The 14834-nt window shown below is 55.1% G+C and carries 13 protein-coding genes; 6 read left to right on the forward strand and 7 right to left on the reverse strand.

The annotated features are described in order from the left end of the window. Positions 1-76 precede the first annotated feature (76 nt). Positions 77-1225, forward strand: a complete 1149-nt coding sequence (locus ACU6HM_RS10970) for an iron-containing alcohol dehydrogenase (RefSeq protein WP_446763801.1) — start codon at positions 77-79, stop codon at positions 1223-1225. Positions 1226-1581: 356 nt separating this feature from the next. Here the strand turns inward: ACU6HM_RS10970 and ACU6HM_RS10975 are convergent, their stop codons facing one another. From ACU6HM_RS10975 to ACU6HM_RS10995, 5 genes are all read right to left on the reverse strand, one after another. Next, entirely contained in the window at positions 1582-2340 is a 759-nt protein-coding gene (locus tag ACU6HM_RS10975) for an HNH endonuclease (protein ID WP_446763802.1), read from the reverse strand. Continuing rightward, positions 2327-3517 carry an AAA family ATPase gene (locus ACU6HM_RS10980; protein ID WP_446763803.1) on the reverse strand — a complete coding sequence of 397 codons (1191 nt, stop codon included), beginning with the start codon at positions 3515-3517 and terminating at the stop codon, positions 2327-2329. Before ACU6HM_RS10980 ends, ACU6HM_RS10975 begins: the two co-directional genes overlap by 14 nt. A gap of 215 nt (positions 3518-3732) precedes the next feature. After that, the gene (locus tag ACU6HM_RS10985) at positions 3733-4563 is read right to left on the reverse strand and encodes an SDR family NAD(P)-dependent oxidoreductase (protein WP_446763804.1); all 831 of its coding nucleotides are present in this window, start codon (positions 4561-4563) and stop codon (positions 3733-3735) included. An 11-nt stretch (positions 4564-4574) separates the two neighbouring features. Continuing rightward, positions 4575-6437 carry a TRAP transporter large permease gene (locus ACU6HM_RS10990; RefSeq protein WP_369326484.1) on the reverse strand — a complete coding sequence of 621 codons (1863 nt, stop codon included), beginning with the start codon at positions 6435-6437 and terminating at the stop codon, positions 4575-4577. 17 nt (positions 6438-6454) lie between these two features. After that, positions 6455-7465 (reverse strand): TRAP transporter substrate-binding protein, encoded by a 1011-nt coding sequence (locus ACU6HM_RS10995; protein WP_446763805.1) that lies wholly within the window; start codon positions 7463-7465, stop codon positions 6455-6457. Positions 7466-7694: 229 nt separating this feature from the next. Here ACU6HM_RS10995 and ACU6HM_RS11000 point away from each other — a divergent pair, with 229 nt between their 5' ends. The 5 genes from ACU6HM_RS11000 to ACU6HM_RS11020 all read left to right on the forward strand — a co-directional run bounded on the left by ACU6HM_RS11000 (position 7695) and on the right by ACU6HM_RS11020 (position 12970). Continuing rightward, positions 7695-8495 carry an IclR family transcriptional regulator gene (locus tag ACU6HM_RS11000; RefSeq protein ID WP_369326485.1) on the forward strand — a complete coding sequence of 267 codons (801 nt, stop codon included), beginning with the start codon at positions 7695-7697 and terminating at the stop codon, positions 8493-8495. A 65-nt stretch (positions 8496-8560) separates the two neighbouring features. After that, a complete protein-coding gene (locus tag ACU6HM_RS11005; RefSeq protein WP_083054018.1) occupies positions 8561-9730 on the forward strand; it encodes an acetyl-CoA acetyltransferase in 1170 nt (389 codons plus the stop codon). After that, a complete protein-coding gene (locus tag ACU6HM_RS11010; RefSeq protein ID WP_369326486.1) occupies positions 9727-11349 on the forward strand; it encodes an acyl-CoA synthetase in 1623 nt (540 codons plus the stop codon). The genes ACU6HM_RS11005 and ACU6HM_RS11010 overlap by 4 nt, the downstream gene beginning before the upstream one ends. Beyond that, positions 11313-12218: a hypothetical protein gene (locus ACU6HM_RS11015; RefSeq protein ID WP_446763806.1), complete on the forward strand. Its 906-nt coding sequence runs from the start codon at positions 11313-11315 to the stop codon at positions 12216-12218. The genes ACU6HM_RS11010 and ACU6HM_RS11015 overlap by 37 nt, the downstream gene beginning before the upstream one ends. Beyond that, positions 12218-12970 (forward strand): SDR family NAD(P)-dependent oxidoreductase, encoded by a 753-nt coding sequence (locus tag ACU6HM_RS11020; RefSeq protein WP_446763807.1) that lies wholly within the window; start codon positions 12218-12220, stop codon positions 12968-12970. Before ACU6HM_RS11015 ends, ACU6HM_RS11020 begins: the two co-directional genes overlap by 1 nt. Before the next feature lie 93 nt (positions 12971-13063). Here ACU6HM_RS11020 and efp read toward each other — a convergent pair whose 3' ends face one another. Next, complete coding sequence (efp, locus tag ACU6HM_RS11025) at positions 13064-13621, reverse strand: elongation factor P (protein WP_003802564.1); 558 nt, start codon at positions 13619-13621, stop codon at positions 13064-13066. A 72-nt stretch (positions 13622-13693) separates the two neighbouring features. After that, positions 13694-14833, reverse strand: a complete 1140-nt coding sequence (earP, locus tag ACU6HM_RS11030; RefSeq protein ID WP_446763808.1) for an elongation factor P maturation arginine rhamnosyltransferase EarP — start codon at positions 14831-14833, stop codon at positions 13694-13696. Between the last annotated feature and the right edge of the window lies 1 nt (position 14834).

Here is a 14834-nt window from a genome sequence, read left to right on the forward strand (position 1 = left end):
CTCCTTGCGCGCTCTCAGTTCGTATACCCCCGAGGTCGCAGGGATTCTCTTCGATCATTAATAAGGAATACGCACCATGACAGTCTCGGAATTCTTTATCCCCTCGCACAATATTCTTGGCCCCGGCGCACTGGACCAGGCCATGCCGATTGTCGGGAAAATGGGCTTCAAAAAAGCTCTGATCATTACGGATGCCGATCTGGCCAAGCTGGGTATGGCGAAAATGGTGGCTGACAAGCTGACTGCACAGGGCATCAATACCGCGATTTTTGATCAGGTGCAGCCCAATCCTACGGTCGGCAACGTCAACGCAGGCCTGGATGCCTTGAAAGCGCACGGCGCAGACCTGATCGTGTCCCTTGGTGGTGGTTCGTCGCATGACTGTGCCAAAGGCGTTGCGCTGGTCGCCAGTAACGGCGGCAAGATTGCAGACTATGAAGGCGTAGATAAATCCGCCAAACCGCAACTGCCACTGCTGGCTATCAACACCACAGCAGGCACAGCGTCGGAAATGACGCGCTTCACCATCATTACTGATGAAACCCGCCACGTAAAAATGGCGATCATTGACCGCCACATCACACCTTTCCTGTCAGTGAACGACTCCGACCTGATGGAAGGCATGCCAGCATCGCTAACCGCGGCCACAGGCATGGATGCCCTAACCCACGCAGTTGAAGCCTACGTTTCCACAATCGCTACCCCCATCACCGATGCCTGTGCGGTGAAAGTGGTAGAGCTGATCGCCAAATATCTGCCGACTGCCGTGCGCGAGCCGCATAACAAGAAAGCCCGTGAACAAATGGCCTATGCGCAGTTTCTGGCAGGCATGGCATTCAATAACGCATCGCTGGGCTACGTGCACGCAATGGCGCACCAGTTAGGCGGTTTCTACGACCTGCCGCACGGTGTCTGTAATGCATTGCTGCTGCCGCATGTCCAGGCTTTCAATATGCAGGTGGCGGGGGAGCGTCTGAATGAAATCGGCAAGCTGCTATCAGATAACAATCCAGATCTGAAAGGCCTGGATGTTATCGCAGCGATTAAAAAGCTGGCGGATATAGTGGGGATTCCGAAGTCGCTGGAAGAGCTGGGCGTGAAGCGGGAGGATTTTTCGGTGCTGGCAGATAACGCGCTCAAGGATGTGTGCGGTGCAACTAATCCGATTCAGACGGATAAGAAGACGATTATGGGGATCTTTGAGGAGGCGTTTGGGGTGAGGTAGGTTAAGTGAGTGTAGAGGGGGAGAGCTTAAAGCTCTTCCTTTTTTGTTTGTTGGATGACGAATGGCCGAGGAGGTCAGATGTGGTATGAGGGGTGGCTGCCTTTGACTGTAGATTCGACCGGTGGATACAGCGGTTTTGTGAAATTGACTTTGCCACTGAAAGGTCTAGATCGCTTCCTTGTGCAACACAGTGTTAGAACATTGCTCCGAGAGCGATGTGAGCGAGATCGGGGCAGGCTGCCTCCGGCCCTGGCGACACTTTTCTGAGTCCAGGATAAAACCCCGTCGTTCGAACGCTATTGGAGATCACTGTGGCGGCGGTCTGATCAAGTGCCCTAGCTAGAAGGGCCTCTTTATCACTCGACAAGCCCTTGTACTTCCAATGCAATACCGCGAGATTCGGCGTGCATGGTTTCCAGGTCACTAGTCCAAAAACCAAGGTCTTTGACTTGCTCCATCAATGAGTAGTACGTAGGGTCGCTGTGGAGGACAGTAGCGGCGACTGCAGAGTACGAAGAAGTAGGCTGACATTCCGTCAGCACGTCTTCAATCTTCTCTAGTAAATTGTTCTTCGTACGAGTCTTTGGGGATCCCTTGTATCGCTCTAGCAGAATCTCGCAAGTGCTGATCGCCTTCTTTAGACGGTCGCTGAGTCTCCACCGAGGGATGCCGAGCCGCTGCGTATCGTTCAGATTGAGTACGCCAACCGTTTCTCTGCCTAGTTCTGTGGTTGGAGCTAGTCTGCAGCATTCGAATTTGAAGTGTGCTTTAGGATCTACCTCATACGGATTGATAATCGGCTCCCTCACAACATCATGAGTACCCTTTTTGCCGTTACATCGGCGACAAGATGGAAGTAAGTTGCTCCAACTAATAACTAGGTCCTCATAGGCGTCCTTGTGACAGAAATGTTCGACCTCGATATACGCGGTTCCCTCTCCAAGAGGCGTCTCGCAGTACGCGCACTTGTTATGCGAAGTCGCCAACAACGCATCTTTCAGGGCGTCAATCCGCCAAACAGCCTTCTTGTGGGTTTTGTACTCTGCAAGGAGAGCCGCGCCGGTGTCGCCATCAATGCAAGCGGGCGCTTCGGTAGGGCGCTCAAGCTTGATCATGAGAATCCCAGTCCGTGCCGATCATCTGGAGGCGCATTAGCTTGGCCTCGACACTGTTCGGATGTAGGGATTTTTCTATCTCTGCGTACGCCGCGGACGCTTTGGTTTTATCCCGAGAGTCAAGCGCATCGTTGAAATTTTGCTGCAGCTTGCTGAAGAAGTCTGATCTAGTGTCGGTCATACCCATAACGTCAGTCAGCACCTCATCAATTGTCCAGCCTTTAAAGCCGTATGGAGACAAAGGTAAGGGGCGCTGTTCGGCTACGTCGCCGTTTGCTTGCAGCGCGATGATTTGATTGCGCTCGGCAGACTGGATTACATGGGGGCTATGCGTAGTGACGATGAACTGCATCTTTGGAAAGACGTTGATCAGAACCTCAGTGATTTTTCCCTGCCACTCGGGGTGTAGATGAAGCTCAATCTCATCGATTAGGACGATCGCTTCTATGTCTTCCACCTTTTCGTTTGGGAAGCGGAACTCGAGCTCCTTGATGATACCGAGGAGCATGACTAAGCAGGATTTAAAGCCGGAAGACAGATACTCGTGGACAATCATGCCGCCGGGAGTCGTAATGTAGATATCCAGGCTGCTTGCGCTAACGTGTGAGAACGAAAATGCAGTGTTGAGCTTGGAGAAGCATTCAATTGCGAGCTTATAGTTCGCCATCTGCTCAATAGAAAGAGCTTTCTCTTTCGTCGAGTAGAGGTCTCGATTCACAAACCAACTTTTAATGTCATCAGAAGAAACACCCTTCTTAATATCTTCATAGAGGTGGTGATCTGATTTCGGTGAATCTTTCCGAACTGCATCAAGAGCTTGATAGCTCAGGATACGGCCAGTTTTCAGCGAAAGAATAAACCTAGCATTCTGATACTCGCCCTGAGGTTCTGAATACTTACCTGGATCATGCTGACTAACCTTGAACTGAACACTGAGGGGCATGTTCTCATTTGTTAGGCCTGCCTTTACCGTGCCGATCGGGTTTAATCCATTTTTGCTCACTCTACTTTTCAGGACGGAGGTGGCCCCTAAAGAGAATGAATGTGCGCAACATTCAAGGATGGTAGTCTTTCCGATACCGTTCGGGCCACACAGGATGTTCATCCGCTCGTCAAAGGTAAGATTTAGCTGCGTGATACCAGCGACGTCATTTATTTCGATTGTTTGTATTTTCATATAATAGTAAGCATGAATCTCACCCGAAGCGGAAGGATTTAGATTCTACAGCATCGCTTCACCACGATAGTGGCAATGGGCCGTTTAGAACCGTTGACGCTTGCAGTCGGTGCACGGCACTATCCTCAGCCTGTCAGAAAGCCGTGTCTGCTTATAGTTACTCTTGGCAGATTGTAGGTTCTCGTGGGTTGCGCATACTAATTGAAATTGATTGCTCACCTCATCCCCGGCATAGCACAAGAATGCCCCCCATCCACCGGCAGGCAAACCCCCGTAATAAACCCCGCCGCATCCGAAGCCAGAAACACCGCTGCATTCGCAATATCCCACGGTGTTCCCGTTCTCTTCATTGGCACCGCATTAGCCCGTTGCTCCTTGATATGTTCAATCGAATCATACTGAGCCGCAATTTGCTGATAAACCAGCGGTGTATCAATCACCCCTGGCAAAATGGCATTTGCCCGTATTCCTTTATCAGCAAATTCCAATGCCGTAGCAACAGTAGCCTGATTCAGCGCCGCCTTAGACGCGTAATAAGCGAAGTAAGAGTAGCCACTCCAACGGATTGAAGCCAGGGAAGATATATTAGTAATCACTCCCGAGCCTTGTTTAAGAAAGTGCGGCAATACGGCGCGGGTGGTGCGAAGAATAGAGCCGACATTAATATCCATCGTCCGCTGAAAAAGAGCATCGTCTATATCTAGTGGGCCACCAGCGGGTGCAATTCCTACGTTGTTATGCAGAACGTCGATTTTTCCGAAATGCTCTATAGCTAAGGCCACTGTTTTTTCTACCGTCTCGGTATCACAAACATCCGCCTCCAAAGCCAGCGCTTCCCCGCCTTCCCCAAGAATATGATCCGCGCTGCGTTTAGCCGCCGCCAAATCCTTATCCACGCAAACCACCTGCGCACCGGCCCTGGCATAGGCCACTGCCGCCGCTTTCCCGTTATTCCAATCCTCCAGGGGCGCGCCCGCCCCAAAAACCAATACGGTTTTGCCTTGCAAGCTTTGCGTAAAAACGGCGGGGTTGTGCTGCTGTGTCATAGCCATATCTCTTACAGAAAACCAATCGAAATCCAGGGGAAAGCGACTACAAAGACCAGGCCAATCAGCAGGGCCAGCATATAGCCCCAGATCGGTCGGATGCCTTCATCCGGGTTGACGCGGGCGATGGCGCAGGCGGTGTAGTAACCGACGCCGAAGGGTGGTGCGAACAGGCCCAGGCCCATGGAAAGAATCACGATCATGGCGTAGTGCACGTCATGCACTTCCATGACTCGGGCGATGGGGAACAGCAGCGGGCCAAAGAGCACAATGGCAGGGATGCCTTCGAGCAGACTGCCCAAAATAATGAAGGCGATCACCGACACAATTAGGAAGCCCATGCGGCCTCCGGGCAGGGTTTGCATGAACTGGGCCAGCTCGCGGGAGAAGCCGGATTGGGTCAAGGCCCAGGCCATGCCGGAGGCTGCACCGATGATGATCAGGATGGCTCCTGACAGAACGGCGGTATCCACCAGCATGGGGTAGAGTTTGCGCCAGTCGAATTGGCGGTAGATGACCAGGCCCGCGATCATGGCGTAGACGATGCCGATGGTGGAGACTTCGGTTGCCGTGGCCACGCCTTTAACAACAGCAGCGCGGATGACGAAGGGCAGGGCCAGTGCAGGCAGGGCGATCAGAAAAAGCTTCAGGGCTTCTTTGGCGGGTGTGCGCTGAATGTTGGAGAGGTCCTCGTGCCGGTTGCGCCAGCCTACGACTACACATAGACCGATACCCAGCACCAGCGCAGGCAACATACCGCCGGTAAACAGGGCGGCGATAGAGACACTGGCAACCGAGCCAATCGTGATCAGCACAATAGAAGGTGGGATGGTTTCTGTTTGTGCTCCAGTTGCGGACAGCAGGGCGACCAGTTCGCCTTCCTTGGCGCCGCGCTTGGTCATTTCCGGGAACAGCGCGGGTGCGATGGCAGCCATATCAGCCGCTTTGGAGCCGGAGATGCCGGACACCAGATACATGGCACCAATCAGCACATAAGACAGGCCACCTTTTACATGACCCAACAGGCTGGCCAGAAACTGCACCATGGCGCGTGCCATGCCTGTCATCTCCAGCAGCAGGCCCAGGAAAATAAAGGTGGGGATGGCCAGCAACATCAGGTGCGACATGCCCTCGTCCATGCGGCCAACCAGGGTCATCACGGGAACGCGGGTGGTCAGGGCCAGATAGCCCAGTGTGGCCAGCGCAAAGGTAAAGGCAATAGGTACGCTGGTCAGTACGCTGACGCCCACAATCAGCACAAAGAAGATCACCAGGTTCAGGTAGCCCAGCCCTTGCAGGTAGGGCTTGATCAGCCAGACCACTAAAGCCAGAGCAAATACGCTCAAGACAGCCAAAATGGCTTTAGGCTGGCGTATTACTTCCGCCATCTTACCCAGACCAAAGATCAGCGCCAGCCCAAAGCCCACGGGCAAGGCCGAGGCACGCCAGGCGTTGGAGATTTCCAGGGCAGAGGTGGTGATGAAGGCCTCTTCCATCGCAAAATCAATCGCCGGGTACAGGATCAGGGCGAAGAACAGTGTGGTGGCGGTGATGGCAAAAGCGGTAAAGAAGGGCTCCCATTCACTGCCCAGGCGCGAAACCACGGCGGTCATGCGCATATGGGAAAAGCGATAGGTGGCCAGGGCGGCCCCAAAGGTGGTCAGCCACAGGAAGAGAATGCCGCCCAGCTCGTCGGACCAGGTCAGTGGTGCGTGCAATACATAGCGCGACACCACGCCCGAGAGCAAGAGAACAATGACTAAGGCCAGCAGAATCGCACTGATAAAGGCCGTCGCTTTAAACAAGCAAGTTTCAAATTTCTGCCACAGCGGTGGCTGTTCCTGTATCTGCAGGTTCTGACTGTCATTTGTCATTGCGCTGTGCCCCTGGCTTATAAGCTACCGACGACGGATTCCAATTGCTCCCAGCCTGCTGCCGGGAATTTCTTCTTCCATTCAGCATAGAAACCGGCATCAATCAGACGCTGCTTGAAGGCGGCGGTATCGGCCTGGACGAATTGCATGCCTTTGCTTTCCAGATCGCTTTGCAATTGCTCGGATAGGGCCAGCAAGTCGGCACGTTCCTGTACGGCGCTCTGGTTCAGGTTCTTGCGCACAATTTCCTGAATGTCCTCGGGCAGGCCGTCGAAGTTGCGGCGGTTGGCCAGCAGCCAGAAACCATCCCACATATGGTTGGTCATGGCGCAGTACTGCTGCACTTCGTACAGCTTCAGGGTGGAAATCACGGCCAGCGGGTTTTCCTGGGCATCGACAATCTTGGTCTGCAAGGAGGAGTACAGCTCGTTGGCGTTGATGGTGGCCGGAGCAGCACCCAAGGAGCTGAACAGCGAGGTCCACATGGAGGAGGGCGGAACGCGAATTTTCATGCCGCTGATGTCAGCCGGAGTAGCGGCGGCGCGGCCCGAACTGGTGATCTGGCGATAGCCGTTGTCCCAGATTTGTTCAAAGGCAAACAGGGAGCGGGTTTTGGCGATCTCGGCACGAATGAACTCGCCCAGACCGCCATCCATGGCTTTCCAGACCTGATCGTAATCTTTGAACGCAAAGCCCAGGCCGCTGATGGCGCTGGAGGGAACCAGGGTAGAGAGCACCACACCGGACAAGCACAGGAAATCAATAGCGCCCGAGCGGATCTGGCTCATCACATCGGTCTGCGAACCCAATTGGTCCGAGGGGAAGATGCGCAGGTCAAAGCGCCCATTCGTTTGTTCCCGAATGCGGTCTGCGGCTTCAACCATGCGGACATGTAAGGGGTGATGGGTGGGCACGCTGTGCGCAATGCGATACTCGAATTCGGCAGCTTGAGCAGAGTTGGAAAAGCTCAATGCCCAGGGCAGGGTGCTGCTGGCAGCAACTGTTTTCAGAAATGTGCGACGCTTCATTTTTTAATCTCCTGTGGGGTCCATTTAATGGACCTATAGATTTATGTAAGCTGATCTGCTGCATTACAAGACAGGCCTGAAATTAGGACAACCTAGTATTTTTACCTACAGGATTTACGTAAATATTTAATATACTGCCCAAAATACTTCGCTAAAGGGCGGTTCACGTATTCCAATCTGAATCACTAAATGGTCCAATATGCGGACCTATATTATCAAGAGTGTGAAAATGGATTCCAAAGAGAGCCCAGAGTCGATTTCTTCCAGCCAAACCCTGGATAGGGCCGTGCAAGTCATGCAGGTGGTCGTAGGCCTGCGTAACCAGGGCATAGGCTTGAGTGATGTCGTGAAAAAGGTCGAGTTGACCAAGCCCACCACCCGTCGCCTGTTATTGGCTTTGATGGGCAATGGCTTGATTGAGCAGGACCCGGTATCGCGCAAATATTTTCCCGGCCCCGAGCTGTATTCCTTGGGGTTGATGGCAGCGCATCGTTTTGGCATTCAGCGCATTGCCGAACGCAGCTTGGCGCGTATTGCCAAGGTGTCGGGTGACAGCGCGCTGATCAGCGTGCAGCGCGGCTATGAAACCGTCTGTCTGGCTCGCGAGGAAGGGCATCATCCCTTGCGCTCGCATGTGTTGCAGCCGGGGGATCGTCACCCCTTGGGTTGTGGCGCCAGTGGGATTGCATTTCTGGCGGCCATGACGGATGAGCAGATTGGCGAAGCCCTGGAGGTCAATGCCGAGCGCCTGCGCCAGTACCCCCAGTTGAGCACCGACATTCTGTGGGATCTGGTGGCCGAGACGCGTGAGCAAGGCTATGCCTTTAACCGTGGTTTTATTTTTGAAGGTTCCTGGGGGGTGGCGGTTTGCGTTTCTCATCCCACTAGTGGCATGCCGGCTTCCCTGGCCATCGCCAGTGTAGAGAGCCGCTTGCGCAACAAGCGACATGAGGAGCTGGTGGCGCTTTTGTTGGAAGAGAAGGCGTACATCGAATCCCTGAAGATTGGGGAACAAGTTACGGGCCCTTGAGCAGCTATTTCAGCTTTTCAGGGGCGAGCGATTCATTGATCAAATTTCTACGTTCAAGGAAAACTATGTCTGGACACGCATGTATTGTGGGATGGGCACATACCCCGTTTGGAAAGCTGGATAACATCGACATTGAAGAATTGATTCAAGCCGTGGTCAGGGATTCGATTGCGCATGCCGGCATACAGGCCAGCGACATCGATTTTGCGGCCGTGGGTGTCTATAACAATGGCTTGAATCCCCAAGGGTTTGAGGCCGGATTGCTGTCCCTGCATCAGCCTGATCTGCGTTTCACACCTGCCGTGCACGTAGAAAATGCGTGCGCCACGGGTAGTGCCGCTATTCATAGCGTGATGGATGCGATTGAAAGCGGCCGTGCCCGCATTGGTATTGCTGTCGGTGCGGAAAAAATGACGGGCGTGCCTCCTAGCCGTATTCCTGAAATTCTCAGCTCCGGCTGCTATCGCAAGGAAGAGGACAATCCGCTGGGCTTTGCGGGGATTTTTGGTCAGATCACCCAGGCTTACTTTGATCGTTATGGCGACCAGAGCCACTCTTTGGCGCAGATTGCCGCCAAGAATCACGTGAATGCCCTGGCCAATCCTTACGCCCATGTGCGCCGTGATCTGGGCCTGGAGTTCTGCGATCAGGTTTCGGAAAAGAACCCTCTGGTGGCCGGCCCGCTGCGCCGCACCGACTGCTCCATGGTGTCCGACGGGGCTGCCGCGCTGATTCTGGCAGATGAAGAAACCGCCCGTGCCTTGCGCCGCGCGATTCGCTTCCGCTCCCGAGTGCAGGTCAATGATTTCATGCCTCTGTCGCGCCGCGACCCGATTGCGTTTGAAGGGGCGCATCGTGCCTGGCAGCAGGCTCTGTCCAAAGCCGGTGTAGGCATTCTGGATCTGGATCTGGTGGAAACCCACGACTGTTTTACTACCGCCGAGATGCTGGAGTACGAAGCCATGGGTCTGGCTCCGCGTGGCGAGGGCTGGAAAGTGATTCTGGAAGGTCGCACCCGTAAGGATGGTCAGTTGCCGGTGAACGTCTCCGGTGGCCTGAAAGCTCGCGGTCACCCTCTGGGCGCAACCGGTGTTTCCATGCACGTGATGGCCGCCATGCAGCTGGCTCAGGAAGCCGGTGACATGCAGTTGCCGCAGGCGGAACTGGCCGGCATCTTCAATATGGGTGGTGCGGCTGTGGCTAACTATGTGTCGATTCTGGAACGCTTGAAATGATGACAAATGCCGTGGTACAGCCCATGTCGAATCGGGCCATGAACTTGTCGCACCTGTTGACCCAGAATGCGCGTCGTCTGCCGGATCAGCCCGCGTTGATCTGGGGTCAGGAAAGCTGGAGCTGGAAGGAGCTGGATGCCCAGGTGTCAGCTTTAGCGGCGGGCCTGAAAGCCCGTGGCGTGCAGGCTGGCAGTGCGATTCTGGTGCACTCCAAAAACAGCAATGAGATGTTCCTCTCCATGTTCGCCGCTTTCCGTCTGGGGGCGATCTGGGTGCCGACCAACTTCCGCGTCAAGCCGGAAGAGTTGCTGCACATGGTGGAGGTGTCTGGCAGCACGGTATTCCTGTGCCAGACGGATTTCCCTGAACATGCGGAAACCGTCAGCAAGCATTTTCCGGATATGGATTTGCTGTGGTTACGCGGTACACCCACACCTGCAGATTCGCGCCCCTTGGTGGCGGATCTGTTAAGGGAGCATGCGGGTGCTGTTACGCCGAATGCCGATGTGTTTTCCAACACACCTTGCTGGCTGCTGTTTACCTCCGGTACGACGGGCAAGCCCAAGGCCGCTGTGTTGACGCACGGGCAAATGGCCTTTGTCCTGACCAATCATCTGGCTGATCTCTTGCCCGGTACACGCAGCGAAGATGGTGGCCTGGTGCTGGCTCCCTTGTCGCATGGTGCAGGTGTGCATCAGTTGAATCTGGTGTTGCGTGGCGCAAAAACCGTGCTCTTGCCGGGCGACAGCTTCAGTACCGAACAAGCCTTTGCCTTGATCGAAAAGTACAAGCTCAGCACCTTGTTCACAGTACCGACGATTTTGAAGTTGCTGGCCGAGTGCCCGCATATCGATCAGTACGATCACTCCAGCCTGCGTCATGTGATTTATGCCGGTGCGCCCATGTACGAGGCGGACTTGCGTCTGGCGCTGGAGAAGTTCGGTCCGGTGCTGGTGCAGTACTACGGCCTGGGCGAGGTGACGGGCAATATCACCGTGCTGCCGTCTTTTGATCATCAAGATGCCGATGGTCGTATCAGCCATCCCGCCAGCTGTGGCTACGAGCGTGCGGGCATGCAGGTGTCCATTCAGGACGAACAAGGTCGGGAAGTGGCGTATGGCGAAACTGGCGAGGTCTGCGTAATTGGCCCAGCCGTGTTTGCGGGCTACTACAACAATCCCAAGGCCAATGCCGAGTCCTTCCGCAATGGCTGGTTTCGCACGGGCGATATCGGTCATATGGACGAGCGTGGCTATGTGTACCTGACCGGGCGTGCTTCCGATATGTACATCTCGGGTGGCTCCAACATTTACCCGCGCGAGATCGAGGAATACATCCTGCTGCACGGTGCAATTACTGAAGTGGCGGTGGTGGGTGTGCCGGATCGTCAGTGGGGTGAAGTCGGAGTGGCAGTATGTGTCTTGAAAGAAGGGGCCGCCTTGACGGAGGCTGAGCTGCGCAGTTGGCTGAGCGAGCGCATCGCTCGCTACAAAATGCCCAAGTACATCCAGTTCTGGGACTCCCTGCCCAAGTCCGGTTACGGCAAGGTACCCAAGCGCATGGTGAAAGATGAGCTGATGAAATGTCTGCCTCAGTTGGCGCAGGAGGCACCATGTTAAGAGAGGTCAAGCATCCAGGGACGCAGCGGGCTCAGCCTTATATGCTGGCCCCTTGCCAGACGGAAAGTCATACCCATACCTTGCGGGCCGGGCATTCCTTGCTGGATGCCTTTCGCCTTGCGGGGGAGGCGCATGATCTGTACAGCGCGGTCGGGCGTTTCAAAGGCGGGCAGTTTGCGGACCTGCATTATGTGATGCCGGCGCTGTCTTCCTCGCCCGATCATTCGGTGTACTACAGCCAGCTTTATACACACCCCGGTCCGGTTCAGATTGAGCAGGCCAGTGTGACTCTGGGGCGCAAACCAGATGGCCAGTTATGGCTGCACTGTCATGCCGCTTGGCGTGACTCTGAAGGACAGTTGCAGGCCGGGCATATTCTCCCGGACCAAACGATTTTGGGTGGTTCGCCGGAGCTGGATATCACCTATGTGCGTGGCGCAGCCTTTGAGACTCTGCCTTGCCCGGAAACGAATTTCAGCTTGTTCACGCCTGTCGCCAGACCCGAGCACTTGTCAGTCCAGGCTCAGCCTGAAAGCCCGAAAAGCTGGATTGTGACCTTGGCCCCGAACCAGAATATCTCGGCTGTCTTGCGGGCTATCTGTCAGGAGCTGGGCCTGACGCGTGCCGTCATCCGCGGTGGTGTCGGGAGTTTGGTCGGGGCGATCCTGGAGCCTGAGATCGTTGTCGAACCTTTCGTCACTGAGGTGCTGATTGAGGAAGGGCGGATTGACCTGAGCCTGCCCGCCGAGCAACAAGTGCAACTGGACGTGATCATTATTGATTATCAGCATGGCGTGCATCGTGGCCGTTTGAAACCGGAGGTGAACTCGGTGCTGGTGACTTTTGAAATGGTTCTGGAGGCAGCCTGATGCAAGATTCCTGGATAGTAGTGACGGGGGCGGCTTCCGGTATTGGGTTGGCAACCGTCGAGCTGTTGCTGGAGCAGGGCGCGTATGTGCTGGCTGTGGACAATAACGCCGAGAAATTAGCCGCTTTGACGGAGCAGTTCAATCGTTATGGCGATCATCTGGCCGCCGAGCTGCTGGATATTACCGACGAAGCGCGTATTGCTCCTTTGCTGAAGCGCTATCACTCCCAACGTCCTGTAGGCGGCTTGGTGAATTCTGCCGGGTTTGGACGTGATGTGACGTTTCTGGAAACGGACTCTGCCTTGCTACGGGCAACCTTCGAGGTCAATGTGCTGGCGGCTTTCAGCATCAGCCGGGAAGCGGCCTTGTTGATGCGCGAGTACAAGCAGGGCGCGATTGTGCATATTTCCTCGGTGTCGGGTCTGGTGGGTAATCGTGGGCGCGCCGCCTATGGCATTACCAAGGCGGGTTTGATCAACCTGACGCAGGTCATGGCCAATGAGCTGGCCCAGGAAGGCATACGGGTGAATTGTGTGTGTCCTGGCCCGATCATGACGCCATTGGCCATGCAAGTGCACACGGAGCAGGTGCAGGAAACCTGGAAATCTGCCGTGCCTATGCATCGCTATGGCACGCCGCGTGAGGTAGCGCAGGCGATCTGCTTTTTGCTGGATACCGAAAAAACAGCCTATATGACCGGGCAGATCATCAGCGTGGACGGTGGTTTTGTTAACACCGGCTTGCTGGCCTGAGGATGATGTGGTGATTCGAGCAGGCAGGAAAAAGGGGCTGTAAAAACAGCCCCTTTTTTTGCGCGTACCGCACTGGGCGACACGACGTCTTTCTTACATCACGCGGCTGCGGTATTCGCCAGTGCGGGTGTCGATTTCGATCTTGTCACCGATGTTGCAGAACAAAGGCACGCTGATTTCGGTGCCCGTGTTGATCTTGGCGGGTTTCAGCACTTTACCGGAGGTATCGCCTTTCACGGCAGGTTCGGTGTAGGTGATTTCGCGCACGATGATGGTGGGCAGTTCAACCGAGATAGCACGACCTTCGTAGAAAACGGCCTCAACGGACATGTTTTCTTCCAGGTAGTCCAGGGCGTCGCCCATGCTTTCAGCTTCGATTTCGTACTGGTTGTACTCTTCGTCCATGAAGACGTACATGGGGTCAGCAAAGTAGGAGTAAGTGCATTCGCGCTTTTCCAGCTGAACCACTTCAAATTTTTCGTCAGCTTTGTGCACGGCTTCGCTGTTCGAGCCGGTCAGCAGGTTCTTGAACTTCAATTTGACAACGGCGGAGTTGCGACCGGATTTGTTGTATTCCGTTTTCTGAACGACCAGAGGGTCGCCATTAACCATCGCGACGTTACCAACGCGCAGTTCTTGTGCGGTTTTCATTAAAAAAACTCCGAATGGGACAGGCTCCGCCAAACGCAGTGTCAGGGAGCTTTTAAGAGGTAATCCGTTATTTTAGCGTTTTCGGGCGACTTGGGTGTAAAAACTCAGCAAACTGCTGGCCAAATCGGCTTGTTCAGCCAGTTTTTCACTATAAGCACGGGCTTCTTGTTGCCATAGACGCAACACCTGGGGTTCCAGGCAGCGGCTCAAGGCAGTGGCGGCACCGGCCTGATCGGCACTGCTCCAGGCCAGATGCAGGGCTTGAACCGGCTTGGGCAAATTGCCGGTATCCAGCCAGGCTTGCAGCTTGTCCAGATGGGCCTGTTCTTCCTGTACGTAAGGCTGCCACAGCATGGGCTGAGCGGCCCAGATGGCGCGTACCAGGGAGTCCTCGCCACGTACAATATTCAGTGCGCTACGCCAGAGCAGGGCATCAAAATCGGCCTGATTCACGGCGGGGATGCGCTGAACTTGCAAGTGGCCTTGCTCCAGATCCGGGATACCTTGGGCAACAGACTCGGGCACCAGCAGCAGGGTTTTCTGCTTTAGCGTGGATAGTACTTCGGGCAGAGCCAGGACGGGCGCATCGGGATAGCAGAACAGGAACATTTGCTGCATCTCGCCCTGGAGCAGGGCTTGAATGTGCTCCTGCGCCACGCCCAGACGACTCAGCATGGCCTGGTAGGCGACATCGTCCTGTTGAAAGGCATCGCGACGGGCCAGCAGATCGCTTTCACGCAGCAGCCCCCCTGTTTGCGGGACAAAGCCGGGAAAGAAAAAATATTTGTTCGCACCACCGGCTTGTGGGGAGGGCAGGCCGTGGCAGCCCTGTACCCAGGGTTCGGCGCTCAGGTAATCCAGATTGATCCACACATGGCTATCTGCCGTCAGTTGCCGTGTCATGGCTTCGGGCGGTTCGCAGGCAAAGGCCTCGATCACGAAGGGATGTGCTGCGGGGTATTCTTGGCGCGCGTCGTGCCAATGCTCAATATCTACGCCCTGCAGTTGCTGGCTTTGCCGTTCGCTTTGAATTTCGGACTGGATACGGCTGAAGCTGTGCAGATCATCTACCCACAGGCGTAGCTGGGCGACCTCGGGTCTGGCCGCCAACTGACGGGCCAGCCGCCAGCACACGCCTATATCCCCCAGATTGTCGATAACACGGCAAAACAGGTCTATGGATACAGGTTGGGAAGCAGTAGCGGTGTTCAAT

It is taken from the genome of Alcaligenes sp. RM2 (genome assembly GCF_052931795.1).